Source organism: Bradyrhizobium sp. SZCCHNS3002 (assembly GCF_032377435.1).
GTDB lineage: Bacteria > Pseudomonadota > Alphaproteobacteria > Rhizobiales > Xanthobacteraceae > Bradyrhizobium.
In genome coordinates this window covers 110793-128440 of record NZ_JAUHHY010000001.1, presented here as the reverse complement: position 1 = coordinate 128440, position 17648 = coordinate 110793, and the positions used below count along the sequence as shown (strand labels likewise).

At 66.8% G+C, this 17648-nt stretch carries 15 protein-coding genes; all 15 read right to left on the bottom strand.

What is annotated here, in order from left to right; genetic code table 11:
- Positions 1–10 precede the first annotated feature (10 nt).
- Positions 11–469 (bottom strand): 3-hydroxyacyl-ACP dehydratase FabZ, encoded by a 459-nt coding sequence (fabZ, locus tag QW845_RS00590; protein ID WP_315799738.1) that lies wholly within the window; start codon positions 467–469, stop codon positions 11–13.
- On the bottom strand, positions 469–1536 hold the full coding sequence (lpxD, locus tag QW845_RS00585; protein WP_315799737.1) for a UDP-3-O-(3-hydroxymyristoyl)glucosamine N-acyltransferase: 1068 nt from the start codon (positions 1534–1536) through the stop codon (positions 469–471). The genes fabZ and lpxD overlap by 1 nt, the downstream gene beginning before the upstream one ends.
- 117 nt (positions 1537–1653) lie before the next feature.
- On the bottom strand, positions 1654–4200 hold the full coding sequence (gene bamA / locus QW845_RS00580; RefSeq protein ID WP_315799736.1) for an outer membrane protein assembly factor BamA: 2547 nt from the start codon (positions 4198–4200) through the stop codon (positions 1654–1656).
- Positions 4201–4374: 174 nt separating this feature from the next.
- Positions 4375–5526, bottom strand: coding sequence for an RIP metalloprotease RseP (rseP, locus tag QW845_RS00575; protein ID WP_315799735.1), 1152 nt, complete (start codon positions 5524–5526; stop codon positions 4375–4377).
- Between the two features lie 38 nt (positions 5527–5564).
- Positions 5565–6788: a 1-deoxy-D-xylulose-5-phosphate reductoisomerase gene (gene dxr, locus QW845_RS00570; RefSeq protein WP_315799734.1), complete on the bottom strand. Its 1224-nt coding sequence runs from the start codon at positions 6786–6788 to the stop codon at positions 5565–5567.
- A 41-nt stretch (positions 6789–6829) separates the two neighbouring features.
- Positions 6830–7717 carry a phosphatidate cytidylyltransferase gene (locus QW845_RS00565; RefSeq protein ID WP_315799733.1) on the bottom strand — a complete coding sequence of 296 codons (888 nt, stop codon included), beginning with the start codon at positions 7715–7717 and terminating at the stop codon, positions 6830–6832.
- Positions 7714–8472 carry an isoprenyl transferase gene (locus QW845_RS00560; protein WP_315799732.1) on the bottom strand — a complete coding sequence of 253 codons (759 nt, stop codon included), beginning with the start codon at positions 8470–8472 and terminating at the stop codon, positions 7714–7716. Before QW845_RS00560 ends, QW845_RS00565 begins: the two co-directional genes overlap by 4 nt.
- A gap of 12 nt (positions 8473–8484) precedes the next feature.
- The gene (frr, locus tag QW845_RS00555) at positions 8485–9048 is read right to left on the bottom strand and encodes a ribosome recycling factor (RefSeq protein WP_315799731.1); all 564 of its coding nucleotides are present in this window, start codon (positions 9046–9048) and stop codon (positions 8485–8487) included.
- Positions 9049–9210: 162 nt separating this feature from the next.
- Complete coding sequence (gene pyrH / locus QW845_RS00550) at positions 9211–9927, bottom strand: UMP kinase (RefSeq protein ID WP_315799730.1); 717 nt, start codon at positions 9925–9927, stop codon at positions 9211–9213.
- Between the two features lie 74 nt (positions 9928–10001).
- Positions 10002–10925 (bottom strand): translation elongation factor Ts, encoded by a 924-nt coding sequence (gene tsf / locus QW845_RS00545; RefSeq protein WP_315799729.1) that lies wholly within the window; start codon positions 10923–10925, stop codon positions 10002–10004.
- A gap of 128 nt (positions 10926–11053) precedes the next feature.
- Entirely contained in the window at positions 11054–12043 is a 990-nt protein-coding gene (locus QW845_RS00540) for a 30S ribosomal protein S2 (protein ID WP_315799728.1), read from the bottom strand.
- 154 nt (positions 12044–12197) lie between these two features.
- Positions 12198–12719 (bottom strand): hypothetical protein, encoded by a 522-nt coding sequence (locus QW845_RS00535; protein WP_315799727.1) that lies wholly within the window; start codon positions 12717–12719, stop codon positions 12198–12200.
- A gap of 90 nt (positions 12720–12809) precedes the next feature.
- The gene (locus QW845_RS00530) at positions 12810–13772 is read right to left on the bottom strand and encodes an FHA domain-containing protein (protein WP_315799726.1); all 963 of its coding nucleotides are present in this window, start codon (positions 13770–13772) and stop codon (positions 12810–12812) included.
- The gene (locus QW845_RS00525; protein WP_315799725.1) at positions 13769–15061 is read right to left on the bottom strand and encodes a serine protease; all 1293 of its coding nucleotides are present in this window, start codon (positions 15059–15061) and stop codon (positions 13769–13771) included. Before QW845_RS00525 ends, QW845_RS00530 begins: the two co-directional genes overlap by 4 nt.
- Positions 15062–15258: 197 nt before the next feature.
- Positions 15259–17571 (bottom strand): caspase family protein, encoded by a 2313-nt coding sequence (locus QW845_RS00520; RefSeq protein ID WP_315799724.1) that lies wholly within the window; start codon positions 17569–17571, stop codon positions 15259–15261.
- Between the last annotated feature and the right edge of the window lie 77 nt (positions 17572–17648).

Here is a 17648-nt window from a genome sequence, read left to right as displayed (position 1 = left end):
TACCAGTCCGTCAGTCGGTCAGCATCGCGCCGACATCGGCCTCGGCGACGACGACGCCGTCGACCTTGGCATCGCCGTGGAACCACCACATCGTCTTGCGCCGGCCAATCGAGCGCATGTGGTACTCGATGGTCTGGCCGGGCAGCACGGGCTTCCGGAACTTGCACTTGTCGATGGTGAGGAAATACACCGCGCGCGGCTTTTCCGTGCCCTCGACCGACTTGATGCCGATCACGCCCGCCGTCTGCGCCATGCCCTCGATCATCAGCACGCCCGGATAGACCGGCCGTTCCGGAAAATGGCCCTGGAAGCACGGCTCGTTGAACGAGACGTTCTTGACGCCGATGCCGCTGTAGTCGGCCCGGATGTTCTTCACGCGGTCGATCAGGAGAAACGGGTTACGGTGCGGCAGCGTCTTCAGAATCTCGTTGATGTCGATGTCCGCAAACCTGATGGGTGACTCGTCCATCACTCCCGCCCCTCGTCCCTGTTCGCCGCCGTCTGATCGCGCACCAGCCGTTCCACGGCGACGATCTCGCGGAACCACTGCTTGGTCGGCTTGGCGAAGAAGCCGCCCCACCGGCCGTTCGGCGGAATGTCGTCCTTGACGCCGCTCATCGCGGTCACTTGGGCACCATCGCCGATCGTCAGGTGATTGTTGATACCGACTTTCGCTCCAAGCGCGACGTTGTCGCCGATCGTGAGGCTGCCTGCCAGCCCGATCTGGGCCGCCAGCAGGCAATGCCGCCCGATTGTGACATTGTGGCCAATCTGCACCTGGTTGTCGATCTTGGTGCCCTCGCCGATGACCGTGTCGCGCAGGCTGCCACGATCGATCGTCGTACCGGCGCCGACCTCGACGTGGTTCTGGATCAGCACCCGCCCGGTCTGCGGCACCTTGGTGTGCCCATCCGCGCCGAAGAAGATGAAGCCGTAGCCGTCCTGGCCGATGCTGCAGCCGGGATGGATCAGGACGTCATTGCCGATCAGCGCGCACTGAATGACGGTGCGGGCGCCGACATTGCAGTCGCGACCGATCTTGACGTGGGGGCCGATCACCGCACCCGCACCAACGATCGTCCCCGAGCCGATCTCGACATGGGCGCCGATCACCGCCAGCGGCTCGACGATGACGCCGTCCTCCAGCCGCGCGGTGGGATCGATGATGGCTTGGGGCGAGAGTCCGTCGTCGCCGAACCAGGGCTGCGGCCGCAGTGCGTCGGCATGGAACTCACGCGCAAGCTGCACGAAGGCGCGGAACGGCTGATTGGCGCGGACCACCGCGACATGGGACGGCACGCGCGCCTCGAATCGGGGACTGACTAGGCAGGCGCCCGCCTTGGTCCCGGCGAGCTGGTCGGCGTATTTGAGGTTGTCGAAAAACGCCAGATGCATCGGGCCGGCCTCGTCGAGCGACGCCAGTCCCTTGATCACCTGCTCGCCGCGGGACGGGTCGACCAGGGTCGCCTTGGCGGCGGCTGCGATCGCCGCCAGCGTCGTGGGCGGCGGCGAGTGGAAGAAGGTCGGCTGGGCCATTCCGTCGTACTCTCTGGGCAAAAAGTCAGAGCCCGGCTCCGGTGTCCCGGAACCGAGCTCCCATCTCTTACACCGGCGGGGTTGGTCGATGCCAACCCGGATTCGATCGGCCCAGGCTCAGAACGACGTACCGCCGCCGAACCGGAATTCCTGCGTCCGGTCGAACTGACCCTTGGTGAGCGGGATCGCGTAGTCGAAGCGCAGCGGACCGAACGGCGATGCCCACACCAGACCCACACCGACCGACGTCCGGACCGTATTCTGGTCGCTGAACTGCAGGCCCAGGCAGGTGCCGGCGTTGTTCGGATTGCGCGACGGCGGGGTGCAAGGGGCTCGATTGACTTCGTTTGTCAAATCCCAACCCGTCGGACCCTGATAACCCGACAGACCGCCTGCATCAGCGTAGATCGCGCCCTTCAGACCCGTCTCCTTAGGCAGGAACCAGAACGGCATCTGCAATTCGAGCGAAGCGCCCCAGTACTTGGTGCCGCCCAGCGCATCCTGCGTGCCGAAGGGATTGATGTCACGCGGACCAATGCCGTTCGGGGCGAAACCACGAACCAGGTTCGGACCCATCTGGAAGTGATCGAGCATGCGCAACTGCGTGTTGCCGATCTTGTTCAGGATGCCGCCCTGGAGGTGGACGATGCTGACGATGTCCGACACCAGCGGGGTGAAGTACTTCGCATCGAAGGCGGTCTTCAGGTACGACACGTCGCCGCCAACACCCGCAAAGTCCTGCTTGAAGTCGACCAAGAGGCCGTCGGTCGGGTTCTTGGTGTTGTCGAGCGTGTTGTAGTTCAGCGTATAGCCGAGCGCCGAGGTCAGCGTCGCGCCCTTCGCCAGCTCCTGGCGGACCGGCAGCGAGGCCTCGCCATCAGAGAAGCACCCGAGGCCACCGGTCGCCGCACCGATCGCCGCAGCCTGCGCGTTGCCGGGATTGGCGTTGATGAACGCCGGTGTCGGATTGAAGGGCAGCGGGCTGCCGCCACCGCCGTTGTTACAGTTCGAGAGCGTCGCCGGCAGCGAGATCTCCTGGCGGTAGATCGAGTAGCGCAGCTGCAGCGACAGGTCTTCACGCAGCTGGAAGCCGAGGCGCGGGCTGAAGCCGAGCGTCTTGGTGCCGTAGGAGATGAAGTTGTTGGCGAGCTGCTGGCGCTGATACAGGTCGAGGCCCAGCGCAACCCGGTAGTCGAGCAGATACGGCTCGACGAAGGACAGCGAGTAACCGCGGGCGAACTGGCCGTAGGTCACAGACGCCTTGGCGAACAGGCCGCGGCCGAGGAAGTTGCGCTCGGAGATCGAGACCTCGGCCAGCGCGCCGTCCGTGGTCGAGTAGCCGCCGGAGATCGAGAAGTCACCCGTGGATTTCTCTTCCAGGTTGACGTTCAGGACCACGCGGTCGCTCGACGAGCCTGGCTCGGTGACGATCTTCACGTCCTTGAAGAAGTCGAGGTTCTTCAGGCGGCGCTCGGCACGGTCCACCAGGGCGCGGTTGTAGGCGTCGCCCTCGGAGATGTCGAACTCGCGGCGAATGACGTAGTCGCGGGTGCGGGTGTTGCCGCGAATGTTGATGCGCTCGATATAGGTGCGCGGGCCCTCGTCGATGGCGAACACGACCGACACGGTGTGGGCCTCGAAGTTGCGATCACCGCGCGGGCGGACCACCGCGAACGCGTAGCCGCGCCGCGAGGCCTCGATCTGCATCTCCTCGACCGATTTCTCGATGTTCTCGACATTATAGAGCGAGCCGACGCTGACGCGCGAATAGCCGCGCAGCGCGTTGCCGTCGAGCGTCGCGATCGACGACTGGAAGTCGACCGAACCGACCCGGTACTGCTGGCCTTCCTCGATCTTGAAGGTCACGAGGAAGCCCTTGCGCTCCGGATCGTACTCGCTGAGCGCGGCCACGACCTGCACGTCGGCATAACCGTTCTTCAGGTAGAAGCGGCGAATCAGGTCGCGATCGGCCTCGACACGGTCCGGATCGTAGACGTCGCCCGAGCCCAGGAAGCTCAGGAGGTTGGTCTCGCGGGTCTTGATGACGTCCTTGAGGCGATAGGACGAGAAGGCGTTGTTGCCGACGAACTCGATCGACTTCACGCCGGTCTTGGCGCCTTCCTCGATCGTGAAGATCAGGTCGACGCGGTTGTTCGGCTGCTCGATCATCTCCGGCGTGACGCGCACGTCGTAACGGCCCGAACGGCGGTAGATCTCCGCAATGCGCTGGGCGTCGGACTGCACCATCGGGCGCGAGAGCGTGCCGCGCGGCTTCGACTGCACTTCCGCCTGGAGCTGCTCGTCCTTGACCTTCTTGTTGCCTTCGAAGGCGACGCGGCCGATCACCGGATTCTCGACGACGGTCACGATCAGCCGCCCACCCTGGCGGTTGATCTTCACGTCCGAGAACAGGCCGGTCTCGATCAGCGCCTTGAGGCCGTCATCGACCCGGCCGGCGTCGAGCGTCCCGCCGGGGCCCGGCTTGAAGTACGAGCGGATGGTCTCCAGCTCGACACGGCGGTTGCCGACCACTTCGATCGAGTTGACCGTCTGCGCCGCAGCTGGCGACGAAAGAACCACGCTCGCCAGCGGCAAAGCCACCGGTCCGGCGAACATGATAAAGGCGGCCGCCAAGCCCCCCCGCACCCGCAATCCGAACTTCATGCGCTACGCGCCCTTATATTCCGTTGCCGGTTCCGTACCCCTACGAACCCGACAGATTCCCATTTGTCGTTCGCTTGTAGCCAATTTGGACCCGACGGCAAACGCCGGATCTCTCTGAATTTTCAAATTCGTTTCAAAACGTTGCCTAACGGCCACGTCGTAAAAAAGCCGCGCTCAGGACCCGGCGAGGTGAAGGATATCGTTATAGGTTGCAAAGACCATGAGCATGAGGACCAGCCCGAGGCCGATTCGGAACCCCATCTCCTGCGCCCGCTCCGACAGCGGCCGGCCGCGGACGGCCTCGACCCCGTAGAACAACAGGTGTCCGCCATCGAGCAGCGGAACCGGGAACAGGTTCAGCAGCCCGATCGAGACCGACAGCGTCGCGCACAGCTGCACAACGAACTGGAAGCCGAGGCTGGCCGCCTGTCCCGAGAGTTGAGCGATTCGGATCGGACCGCCGACGTCGCCGGCACTCCCGGCGCCCGCGAACAGCGAGGCGATGAACTTGAAGGTCGTGGAGATGATGAACCAGACCTGCTCGAAGCCGATCTTGATCGATTCGAGGAACCCGACCGGGATCGACCGCGATTCGTCCGGCTTGGCGTTGTACTGGATGCCGAGCACGCCGATCCGGTGGCTGTTGCCGAACAGGTCCTTGACCTCCTTGAGCGCCGGCGTCGCCTTGAGGGTGAGTTCCGTGCCGTCCCGCTTGACCAGGAAGGACAATTCCGTGCCGGCGCTGACCGAGACGACGCGCTGCATGTCGGCGAAGGTCTCGATCGACCGGCCGTCGATGGCGGCAATGACGTCACCGTCCTTGAAGCCGGCGGCGGCCGCGACGCTGTCCGGCTGAACGGCGTCGACCCGCGGGGTCGTGTTCGGCTTGCCGAAATACAGCGCCATGCCGGCGAAGATGATGACCGCCAGGATGAAGTTGGCGATCGGGCCGGCCGCGACGATCGCGGCGCGCTGGCCGACGGTCTTGTGGTGGAAGCTGTCGGCGCGCTCCTCGGCCGTCATCTTGGCAAGCGCCTCGGCCGACGGAGTCGAGGCCTCGGATTCGTCGCCGAAGAACTTCACGTAGCCGCCGAGCGGGATCGCCGAGATCTTCCAGCGGGTGTTGTGGCGGTCGTTGAAACCGATCAGTTCTGGGCCAAATCCGAGCGAAAACGTCAACACCTTCACGCCGGCCCAGCGTGCGATCAGGAAATGGCCGAGCTCGTGGAAAAACACCACGATCGTCAGCACGAACAGGAACGGGACGATGTAGCCGAGAAGGCCGTGGCTCAAGGTATTGAAGATATGGTGGAAAAATTCGGACATCGATGACCTTCCCGACGGGCCAGCGGCCCATCAACCCGTTAAGATGCTTTTGCGGCGATTTGAGGCAAGAGGCCGGCGGCCCTTTTTCGCGCATCATGGTCAATGGCGATGGCGTCGTCCGCGGACGTCAGAGGTGCCAAATTACCTGAGCGCGTCCAGCTCTCGAGGGTCGCCTCGACCAGGCGGGCGATCGCACCAAAGCGGATGTGGCCGCCGATGAAGGCCGCGACGGCGACCTCGTTGGCGGCATTGAACACCGTCGTCGCGCCGCGCCCGGTGCGCAGCGAATCGTAGGCCAGCCGCAGACCGGGGAACCGCTCGAAATCCGGGGCCTCGAAGGTCAGCGTGCCGATCTTGGCGAGATCGAGTCGGGCCGACGGACCCTTGATGCGCTCCGGCCAGCCGAGGCAATGGGCGATCGGGATCCGCATGTCGGGCGCGCCGAGCTGCGCCACCACCGAACGGTCCGAGAACTCGACCATGCCGTGGACGATGGACTGCGGGTGCACCAGGACATCGATCTCGTCGGGCGACAACGCGAACAGGTAGGACGCCTCGATCACCTCGAGGCCCTTGTTCATCATCGAGGCGGAATCGATCGTGATCTTCTGGCCCATGCTCCAGTTCGGATGCTTCAGCGCCTGGGCCAACGTCGCCTGCTCGATATCGGCCGGCGCCCAGGTGCGGAACGGGCCGCCGGAGGCGGTGATGATCACCCGCACCAGCTCCTCGCGATTGCCCGAGGACAGCGCCTGGAACAGTGCGTTGTGCTCTGAATCGGCCGGCAGGATGCAGGCGCCGGCCCGGGCGGCCCGCTCCATGAAGAAATCGCCGGCACAGACCAGGCATTCCTTGTTGGCGAGCGCCACGGTCGCGCCGCGGTCGACCGCGGCGAGCGCCGGCTTGAGGCCGGCAGCGCCGGAGACGGCGGCCATGACCCAGTCGGCGGGACGGGCTGCCGCCTCGATGATGGCGCTCTCCCCTGCCCCGCATTCGATCCCGGTGCCGGCCAGCGCATCGCGCAGCTCGTCGAGGCCGGCCGGATCGGCCACCGCCACGAAGCGCGGGTTGAACTCTCGGGCCAGCTTCACCAGCCCCTGGACGTTGCTGTTGCCGGTCAGCGCCTCGACGCGGTAGCGCTCCGGCGCGCCGCGCACGAGGTCCATGGTCGAATCGCCGATCGAGCCGGTGGCGCCGAGCACGGTGACGCTGCGCATCTCCGCGACACCGGCCTTGTTGTTCCGCAATGGCACTGCGCTCATGTTCTCACCAAACATTATCGACCGGTCGGCTGCGCCGACGGTCACCAAACCAGAAGACCGCGGCCGACCCCATCGAGGCCGCCGCGCAGCAAACCGAGCAATGCGGCGACGACGATGGCCGCGACATAGCCGTCCAGGCGATCCAACAGGCCGCCATGGCCGGGAATGATGTGACTGGAGTCCTTGACCCCGAAGTGCCGCTTCACCGCAGATTCGGCGAGGTCGCCGAGCTGCGAGACCACCGACAGCGTCGCGGCCAGCACGAGCGTCGTCACCAGTCCGCCGGCGCCGGCCATCGACCAGGCGGCCGCGGCGACGAGGCTGGCGGCGAAGCCGCCGACTGCGCCGGCCCAGGTCTTGTTCGGGCTGATCCGCGGCGCGAGCTTCGGCCCGCCGATGCTGCGGCCGGCAACATAGCCGCCGATATCGCTGGCCCAGACGACGAGAAACACCAGCACCAGCGCGTGCCATCCCTCGGCGGCATCGAAGCGCACCAGCACCGAGCCGAGCTCGGCCGCCGACGCATAGGCGAAGCCGGCGGCCACCCAGGTGCGACGCCCCGCAGCAAGCGCCGTAGCGGCGACCAGACCGAGCCCGAGCACGACGACGGCGAAGTCGATCAAGCCATAGGCGCAGCAGACGCCGGCAATGCCGATGGCCAGGGCTCCGGCCGTGCCGACGCTGGCGGTGCGGATCTCGCCTACCACCATCAACCATTCGAGATACAGGCCGACCGCGACCACCGTGACCAGTGCGGTCCAGAACATGCCGCCGGCATAGGCGGCGCCAAGCGCCAGCGGCACCAGCACGAGTGCAGCCACAACCCGCATCACCAGATTGCTGGTTGCGGCCTTTTTCGGCTGACCGGCATCATTGCGCTGCGCGGCGTTGGCGGCGTCTCCCACGGCTGCGGTATCCGGTTTGGTCACGAGGCGGTTTTCGCCGCGAGGCCGCCGAAGCGGCGTTCACGCCGGCCGAACTCGGCGATCGCGCCCTCAAGCGCCGCCTTGTCGAAGTCGGGCCAATGGATCGGCACGAACACCAGCTCGCTATAGGCGGCCTGCCACATCAGGAAGTTGGACAGCCGCTGCTCGCCGCTGGTGCGGATGATGAGGTCGGGATCGGGAATGTCGGGCGCATCGAGATGGGCGCCAATGGCATCGGCATCGATCGACGCCGGATCGCGCCGACCCTCGGCGACCTCGCGCGCCAGCCGCTGCGCCGCGCGCGCGATCTCCTGGCGCGAGCCGTAGTTGAAGGCAACCACCAGCGTCAGCTTGGTGTTGCCCCGGGTGAGATCCTCGGCTTCGCTGAGAAGCGCGCAGATGTCGGGCTCGAGCCCGTCGCGCTCGCCGATCACCCTGACACGCACGCCGTCGCGATGCAGGGTCGCGAGATCGTTGCGGATGAAGCGGCGCAACAGGCCGAACAGGTCGCCGATCTCGCTGGCCGGACGCGACCAGTTCTCGGACGAGAACGAGAAGATGGTGAGATAGCGGATGCCGAGCTCATGCGAGGCACGCACCACGCGGCGCAACGCCTCGACGCCGCGGCGATGCCCTTCCGCGCGCGGCAGCCCGCGGGCCGCAGCCCAGCGGCCATTGCCATCCATGATGATGGCAACATGGGCCGGTGCGTCGGACCGGTCCGGCGCCTCCGTCACCGGGGCCGCGGCTTTCGACATCAAGCGCATCCTTCAGACGGTGAGGATTTCCTTTTCCTTCGCCGCCAGCAACTGGTCGATCTCGGAGATCACGCTGTCGGTCGCCTTCTGCACGTCGCCGGCGAAGCGCTCCTGATCGTCCTCGGACATCTCGTGATTCTTCTCGAGCTTCTTCAGCGTATCGAGACCGTCGCGGCGCACGTGACGCACGGCGACACGGGCAGCTTCCGCATATTTGTGCGCGACCTTGACCAGCTCCTTGCGCCGCTCCTGGTTGAGCTCGGGAATGCGCAGCCGGATCACCTGGCCTTCGGTCGCAGGCGACAGGCCGAGGTTGGAATCGACGATCGCCTTCTCGACGGCCTTGACCATGGAGCGGTCCCAGACCTGCACCGAGAGCAGCCGCGGCTCGGGCACGGAGACGGTCGCGAGCTGGTTGAGCGGCATGTGCGAGCCGTAGGCCTCGACCTGGACTGGCTCCACCATCGATGCCGAGGCGCGGCCGGTGCGCAGGCCGCCGAGCTCGTGCTTCAGCGCCTGGGTCGCGCCCTGCATGCGGCGCTTCAGTTCGTTGAGGTCGAAATTGCCCGTGCTCATCACGCTTTCCTTTCTGCAATCCGGGGGGCTGCGGCCGGCTCTGCCGGGCCTCGAAAGGCCTGCGGTCGGACTTGGGCGACTCCCGGACGAATTCCTGTCTCGCTTACGCTTCTACCGCAGGCTCGAAGCCGGTCCAACACCGGCCGCCAGCGGCGCCGCGGCTCACCCCGCGACGATGGTACCGCGCCCTTCGCCCCGCAACATGGCGCCGATCGAGCCCGGTTCGGCAATGGAGAACACAATGATAGGCAGCGATGTTTCCCGGGCAAGGGCGAATGCGGTCGCGTCCATGACCTTGTAGCCGCCTTCGATGGCCTGCGAATGCGTCAGCCGGTCGAAGCGCTTGGCGGCCGGATCCTTCTTGGGATCGGCGCTGTAGACGCCGTCGACGTTCGTAGCCTTCAGCACGGCCTGGGCGCCGATCTCGGCGGCCCGCAAGACCGCCGTGGTGTCAGTCGTGAAATAGGGATTGCCGGTGCCGCCCCCGAGCACGACGATACGTCCCTCGGCCAGCGACTTGTGCGCCGCAGCGCGCGTGAACAGCTCGCACACTTCCGGCATGACGAACGCCGAGAGCGCCTGCGCCGGGGTGCCCTTGCGCTGGATGGCGGCTTCCAGCGCCAGGCAGTTCATGACGGTGGCGAGCATGCCCATGGTGTCGCCGGTCGGACGCGACACGCCCTGCGACGAGACCTCGACGCCGCGCACCATGTTGCCGCCGCCGACCACGACGGTGATCTCGATGCCGAGCTTCTGCGCTGCGATGAGGTCGTCGGCGATCCGATCGACGGTCGGCTGGTCGATGCCGAAGGAATGAGGGCCCGCGAGATACTCGCCGGACAGCTTGACCACGACGCGACGATAGACCGGCTCAGCCATGTGCCAATGCTCTCCTATCCCGCGCGTTGATATCCGGCGCGAACGCCGCGCCGGATCGTGACTGTGCCCAGTCGTTACTTCTTGCCGCTCGCAGCGGCGACTTCGGCCGCGAAGTCGGTCTCTTCCTTCTCGATGCCCTCACCGAGGGCATAGCGGACGAAACCGGCGACCTTGATCGGACCGCCGACCTTGCCTTCGGCTTCCTTCAGCGCCTGCGCGACCGACTTGCCGCTGTCGTGGATGAAGGCCTGCTCGAGCAGGGTGACTTCCTTGTAGTAGGTCTTCAGGCCGGACTCGACGATCTTCTCGATCACGTTCTCCGGCTTGCCCTGCTGACGATACTTGTCGGCGAGCACGTCCTTCTCGCGCTTGACGAGCTCGGGATCGAGACCCGCCGCATCGATCGCCTGCGGGTTGGCCGCGGCGACATGCATCGCGAGCTGACGGCCGAGCACGGCGAGCTCGTCGGTCTTGCCGGGCGACTCCAGCGCGACGATGACGCCGAGCTTGCCGGCGCCTTCGATGACGGCGCCATGGACGTAGCTCGACACGACGCCTTCGCTCACTTCGAGCGAGGCCGCGCGGCGCAGCGTCTGGTTCTCACCGATGGTGGCGATCGAATCGGCAATCGCGGCCTCGACCGTGATGCTGCCGACCTTGGCGGCCTTGATCTTCTCCACGTCGGCGCCGACGTCGAGCGCGACCTGGGCGATCATCTTGACCAGGCCCTGGAAGTGCTCGTTGCGCGCGACGAAGTCGGTCTCGGAGTTGACCTCCACGACCACGCCCTTCTTGCCCGAGGTCAGCGCGCCGATCAGGCCTTCAGCCGCAACGCGGCCGGCCTTCTTGGCGGCCTTCGACAGGCCCTTCTTGCGCAGCCAATCCTGCGCGGCCTGCATGTCGCCGCCGTTCTCGGTGAGCGCGGCCTTGCAGTCCATCATGCCCGCGCCGGTCGACTCGCGCAGGTCCTTCACCATCGCTGCGGTGATATTCGCCATTGTTGAACGTCCTTTTGCCTGTCCAAAGCGCGACGCAGCGGATGGCTCGCCGCCGCCCGCTGCCAGGAAAACCTATCTCAGTCGCGATGGCCGGCGTGCGACGCCGGCCAGAATGGTGTTGTGTCGTCTTACGCGTCGGCGAGCGACTTGGCCTGCGCGACCCAGGCATCGGCCCGGCTCGGGAGACCGACCTCTTCGCCGATCTGGTGCGCGGTGTCGTGGTTGAGCTCGGCGAGCTGCCAGTAGTGGAAGATGCCGAGGTCGTTGAGCTTCTTCTCGATCGCACCGGACACGCCGGTGAGCTTCTTGAGATCGTCGGCCGTGCCGCGCGGACCAGGCAACCCCTGGAACGTCGAAGCGGACGCAGCCGGAAGATCCTCCTCGAGCGGAGCCGCCGAGGCGCCGACATCGATCCCGAGCTCGCCCTGCGCGCGCGAGATGCCGTCAATGGCGGCGCGCGCGATCAGGTCGCAGTACAGCGAAATGGCGCGGCCGGCGTCGTCATTGCCGGGCACGACATAGGTGATGCCCTTCGGGTCGCAATTGGTGTCGACGATCGCGGCCACCGGGATCTTGAGGCGCTGGGCCTCCTGGATCGCGATGTCTTCCTTGTTGGTGTCGATCACGAAGATCATGTCGGGCAGACCGCCCATGTCCTTGATGCCGCCGAGCGAGCGGTCGAGCTTGTCGCGCTCGCGCTGCAGGGTCAGGCGCTCCTTCTTGGTGTAGGAGTTGGCTTCGCCCGAGGACAGCACCTCGTCGAGATGGCGCAGGCGCTTGATCGAGGCCGAGATCGTCTTCCAGTTGGTCAGCGTGCCGCCGAGCCAGCGCGAATTGACGAAGTACTGGGCGCAGCGCTTGGCTGCGTCGGCCACGTTGTCCTGTGCCTGACGCTTGGTGCCGACGAACAGGATGCGGCCGCCCTTGGCGACGGTGTCGCTGACGGCCTGCAGCGCCGTGTGCAGCATCGGCACGGTCTGGGCGAGGTCGATGATGTGGATGTTGTTGCGGGCTCCGAAAATGAAATCGGCCATTTTCGGATTCCAGCGGTGAGACTGGTGACCAAAGTGAACGCCAGCTTCGAGCAGCTGGCGCATCGTGAATTCAGGCAGCGCCATTGGATATTCTCCGGTTGATTCCTCCGGAAACGCGTGAGCAAAAACGGGCCATCAAGGCCCGGCTTGCCACCGGACGCCCTCTAGGAGAGCCAAGTTTCCGTGTGAGATGGCGCGCTATATAGCCGGATTTTGGCGCAACGCAAGGAAAATGGGCTCATTCCGCCTGCAGAAGCTCGGCCATCGCCGTCCGGGCCTGGCCCTCCTGGAGCGGAACGAAGTCGACCGGGCCCTTGTTGTCGGCGCCGGACGAGGCCGCGGCCATCACGCCCATGCCGAGCAGACCGAACGCCATGCCGCCGCCCTGCATCGCCCTGGACCGGTCGCTGGGCCTGATCGAGAAGAAATAGGTCCGCCCCGGTTCGGTGTTGAAATCGAGCACCGAGTCGCCTGGGAACAGGGTCTGGCTGGCGACGAGGTGGTGCGGACCGGCCGGCCGGTCGATGTAGACATAGGTCCCGGGGATCAGGCGGCTCAGCGCGACGCCGTCGACCTTGGCGTCGCAGGTGGTCCTGTCCAGCCAGGCATCCTTCAAGCTCATGATGATGATGCGGGACTGCCCTGGACGCGGCGCCCCGATCTTCTGTGACACCACGGCGTATTCGGTGCCTTCCTTGCCTGTCAGGCATCCTGATACCAGAAATGCCGCTCCCAGTCCCAGCAGCGCTCGCCTGTTCATCGCCCCCTCCCCGTAGAAACCCGGGCTCCAAGGCTATGACGGGAACCAGGGAACTTTCAATCTCGGGGAGCAAAGACAATGGAACTGTGATCAGCGCTCCACACCGGCCGGCGCCAGCGCGGCGCGGTCCGCATCAAGCTTCGCCCTCAGCCGCGCGGCGTCTTCGAAGAAGGTCTGCTCGTCCTGCACCGGAACCAGGCGCAGGGACGGCGGCATCAGCACGTGGCTCACATTGGGACGGCCGGAATTCGCCAGCGCCTCCGACCGCTGCACGGTCTGGATCGCGATCGCGACCACCAGCAGAAGGCCGACCACCACGCCCTTGGCGAGCATATGGCTGCGTCCGACCTCACGCAGATGCAGCAAGCAGGTCGCGGCGAGAACGATCCACGAGACGAGGTAGCCGTAGGTGAAGACAGCGGTCCAGGTCAGGGCGAACGAGGCAATCTGGGCGAACTCGCTGTAGACCCAGAACGCGATCAGACCCGCCTGCGCGATCAGGAGGTGGCGCAGAAAATGCGAGCGGCCGGAAAACAACCGCGCCAGCAGCGCCCAGACGCCAACCCATGCGACGACCACCCCGATCATCGTGACGGTCGGCACGAGATAATCGGACAGATGCGCCTCGGAGGTCTGCGCAAACCAGGTCATCACCGCGTTGATTGCGAGCAGGACGACGCCGAGGGCGATCGCGGCGATGATCGGCAGCGCCCCGCGTTCGGAGCCCGCGAGCCGCTCCGGCTCGACGGCATGGCCGGCGTCGCGGATCCGAAGCAGCGTCTGGCCGATCCGGATCGGCTTGGTGCCGTCGAGAACGAGCTGCGGCTTCCGGCTCTTGCCGCGATCGAGAAAGAGGCCGTTGGCGCTGCCGAGATCCTCGGCGACCAGGCGCCCCTCGCCGTCGCGGAAAATTCGCACATGGCGCGCGGCGACATAGGGATCGTCGAGAATGACGTGATTGTCGTAGCCGCGGCCGATGCTGATCTCGGCGGCATCGACACGGAAGCGGCCGGCGACGTCGCGATGCTTGGAGAGGATCTCGATCCAGATCATCGTGCGACCTGCAGGCGTTCGAGGAAGCTCTTGCCGAGGCGCAAGGCGTCGTCATAAGCGATCGCCTGCAGGTTCAGCCGCGACACCAGCGCCTCGTCGGCATGATCCTGCGTCACCGCGACCAGAACGACGTCATAGAGGCCGTCGAACTCGCGATAGCCCTGCGCGCACCACAGCACGCGCAGCGGCGGATGAGCGGCCGCCGGCGTCACGCCGACGAAATCGGCATGGCAATGCTGCGGCGTGTACCATTTGCGGAACGAGCCGCCCTGGGTGAGCCGCGGCTGCGCGAGCTGCGTCAGCACGGTCGCGAACTGGAACTGGTTGAGGTCGATCGATTTCGCGTAGGAGTGGCTGACCTCGACCACGCCGGTGTTGAGGTCGGAGGCGACATAGACGCTGGCCTCGGCCTTGCAACTGGTCGAATTGATGCTGGCGCGCGGCTTCGGCGACGCGCTGGCATTGGTGCTCGCCCAGCATTCGAACCACCCCGCGCGCGTCTCCGGCGCCTGATAGGACCCGAACACGCGGTCGCGGAAGCCCTCCTCGCCCAGCGACTTGTAGAGCGCTCCCCGCCAGCTCGTAAGCTGCGCGATCACGTCCTTGCGCAGATCGGCCGCCGCCGGCCTGGCATCCTGGCCGCGCGCCAGGAGCGCGGCCGCGAAGCGTGCGGGCACCAGGAAGCTGATGAGCTGGCCGCCGCGGCGCGTCGCGACGTTGATGCCCACCACCTGGCCCTGCGCATTGACCGCCGGGCCGCCGCTCATGCCGGGATTGAGCGCGCCGGTGAAATGGATGTGATCGTTGTAGCTGTGCTCGACGAGGCCGTTATAGGTGCCCTCGATGATGGTGAAGCCGAGGTCGAGCGGGTTGCCGAGCGAATACAACCGCTCGCCTTTCGGCAGGCTGCCGTCGAGCGCGGCCTTGTCGAACGAGAAGAACGGCGCGTTCTGCTTGTCGACGCGAACGAGCGCGAGATCGTTGGGCAGGTCGACGGCAAGCAACGTGACGCCGCCCTGCGTGCCATCCGCTCCGGTATATTCGAGCCGGTACGTCTTCGGCTCGAGCGCTGCATCCGAGACGACGTGATAGTTCGTGACCGCGAGCCCGTCGGCCGAGACCAGAAAGCCGGATCCTGTCGAGGTCTGGCGGCCGGCATCGGCCACGAGCGTGCGGATCTGGAGCAGGCGCGGCGGCGCCGAGGCATAGACGGCTTCGGCGCCCGGCAGCCCCTGCGCATCGCTTGGCGAAGGCAGGCCGGCGATACCGACGCTGCAAAGGGCGGCCATGATTGAGCTTCGCCAAATTGAGCTTCGCCAAGACAGCGTGCGCAAGGTCCCGACAAACGCTGATTTCACTGAAGCCCCCGCAACACGTCGTCGGCCGTCGACGTCTTGCGCCCACGATCGATCAGTCCGGCGGTCCGCCCATATCGAAAACAGGCCGATGTTGCAACCGCGCCGGCGTCAGGCCAACGCGCGGCGGCTCAGCAATGCGGAACGTTCGGCGGACATCTCTTGCCCGGCGGCGGCGGGGCCGCCGGACGTGGCGGCGGCGCCGCGGGCCGTGCCATCGGCGGCGGTGGCGGCGCCGGCCGGGCCACGGCGGCCATCGGCGGCGGACTGGGACGCGCCATCTGCGGCGGAGGCGCAGGGCGCGCCATCGGTGGCGGAGCGGACGGACGCATGACTTGCGGCGGCGGTGGCGCCGGCTGAGGTGGCGGAGCCGCCCGAACCATCGGTGCAACCGGCGGTCGTGGCGGCGCCGGCGGCGGACTCAGACGCGCCGTCGCCGGTGGTGGCGGCGGGCGGCGCTGGATCTGCGGTGGCGTCGCCTGCTGAATGCGCGGGCTCACCTCAGGCCCGCGCGGAGCGGCTGACGGCATGACCGGACGGGACGGCATCGCCGACGGCCTTGCCGGCTGCGGCATGACGGCGCCCGGCGGCGTGCGGTTCGCGCGCAGATCCTGGCGCGCGGGCGGTGGCAGCGCGCCAGAGGGCGATGCCGGTGCCGGCTGGCGCAGACCAGGAGTCTGAACCGATGGTGGCACCGGCGGACCACCGCGACCGGGCACCGGCAGCGGATTGACGTTGGCATGCCCCTGCCCTGGTCCTGTCATGGCGGGCGAGGGTCCACCCGGCGGAGCGTTGGCCTGAATGGCCGGTGCCGCACCGGGCCGGAGTGCGGGATTGGCGAGCGGTCCTCCCGGCGGCGGGACCTTGCCCTGCTGGATCAGCGTGGCGCGCTGCACGACAGCCGGCGGCAGGGCCGGTGCCACCGCCACGGCCGGCGTCGGCACCGCCGCGGGGCCTGCAGTGATCGGTCCGGCCGGCGGCGCCGGACGATTGATCACGGTGTTGATGACGGTCGTGTTGTGGATGTTCTGGTAGATGATGTTGTTCGGCGGCGGCGCAACGAAGGCCGGCGGCCGGACATAGACCGGGATCGGCACGAACACCGGCCGCGGCAGGATGAACAGGCCCACCGGGGCGAATGGCGGCGGCAGCTCCACGAAATCCGGCGGAGGCGGCGGCAGGATGTAGACCGGCGGCGGGGGCGGCGGCACGAAATCGAATTCGGGATCCGAGAACATCAGCACCGGGCGCTCGACATAGATCACCTCGTCGAGCGGCGGCGGCGGCACGTCATAGTCGATCATCGCGAAGGTCGGCGGCGGCGCGGGCGGCGCGGACAACATCGCCAGCCGCCGCCGGGCGTCCTCGGCATGCGCGCCATAAGGATAGCGCTTCAGGTAGGACCAATAGGCTTCCGGACTGTCGGTGCGGAACGTCCGCCGCCAGGTCAGCGCCTCGCGGCGTGCGGCGACGAGGGCGCGCACGCGCCGCGCCAGCGGGTCGCTCGGATAGGCGGCGATGAAGTCCTCATAGCCCTGCAGCGTGTCGCGCTCGAGCGCGGCGGCATAGGCCTCCTGCACCGGCAGCTCGCGGATCGGGCGCGAGCGCAGCGCCGCGCTCTGCTCCGGCGAATCCGACGTGGCGGGGGCGTCGGGCGCCCGCTCGAAGAAGGTGAAGGCGGCCTGGATCTTCTGCGCGTCCCAGGGCACCTGCGCGCCCTTGGTCTCCTCATTGACGCGCAGCCGCAGCCGGTCGAACACCTCCGGCAGCGACAGCCCGCCGGTGCGGATCATCTCGGCGAGCGAGCGCGCGTAGACGCCGTAGGCGCCGGTCTCGTTCGGCGCGATCGTGCCCGGCGCGGCATTGAACGCGATCAGCATGTTGGCATCGGGCTCGACCAGCGCCAGGCCGCCGGCGATCGCCGGACCGCTGGCGATGAAGGGCTGCTGGCGGGCGGCATCGAGCACCACGACGCTGGCCTTCACCGGCGTCGCCGCAAGCTGGCGGATGTAGTCGCTGAGGCGCAGCCCCTCGGTCGGAATGTCGACGTCACTGCCGATGTTGGCGTCGACGGGAAGAAAGTAGTTCTCGCCGGCGAGCTGCATGCCGTAGCCGGCGAGATAGACCATCGCGACGGTGTTGTTGTCGGCTGACTGGGCCTTGTGAATGAAATCACGAAAGCTCTTGCGCAACGTGTCTGCATCGAGATCGCGCGCGCCGACCACGTCGAAGCCCGCGGCCTGCAGCGTCTGCGCGATCAGGCCGGCATCGTTGGCCGCCGACGCCAGCGGGCCCTTGGCATAGGCCCCGTTGCCGATCACCAAGGCGATACGCTTTTCGGCACCGGGCTGCTGCGCTGCGGCAGGCCGCGGCAGGGCCGCCCAGGCGAGCAGGCAGAGCGAAACACTCAGGACGATCTTCGCGGTGATCTTGGCCAAGCGCATGGTTCAAGCCCCTTCGAGGCACCCGCCGCGGATTCAGCGGGAGAATGGCTGAACCGCGGTTGAACGGAGGCATGTCC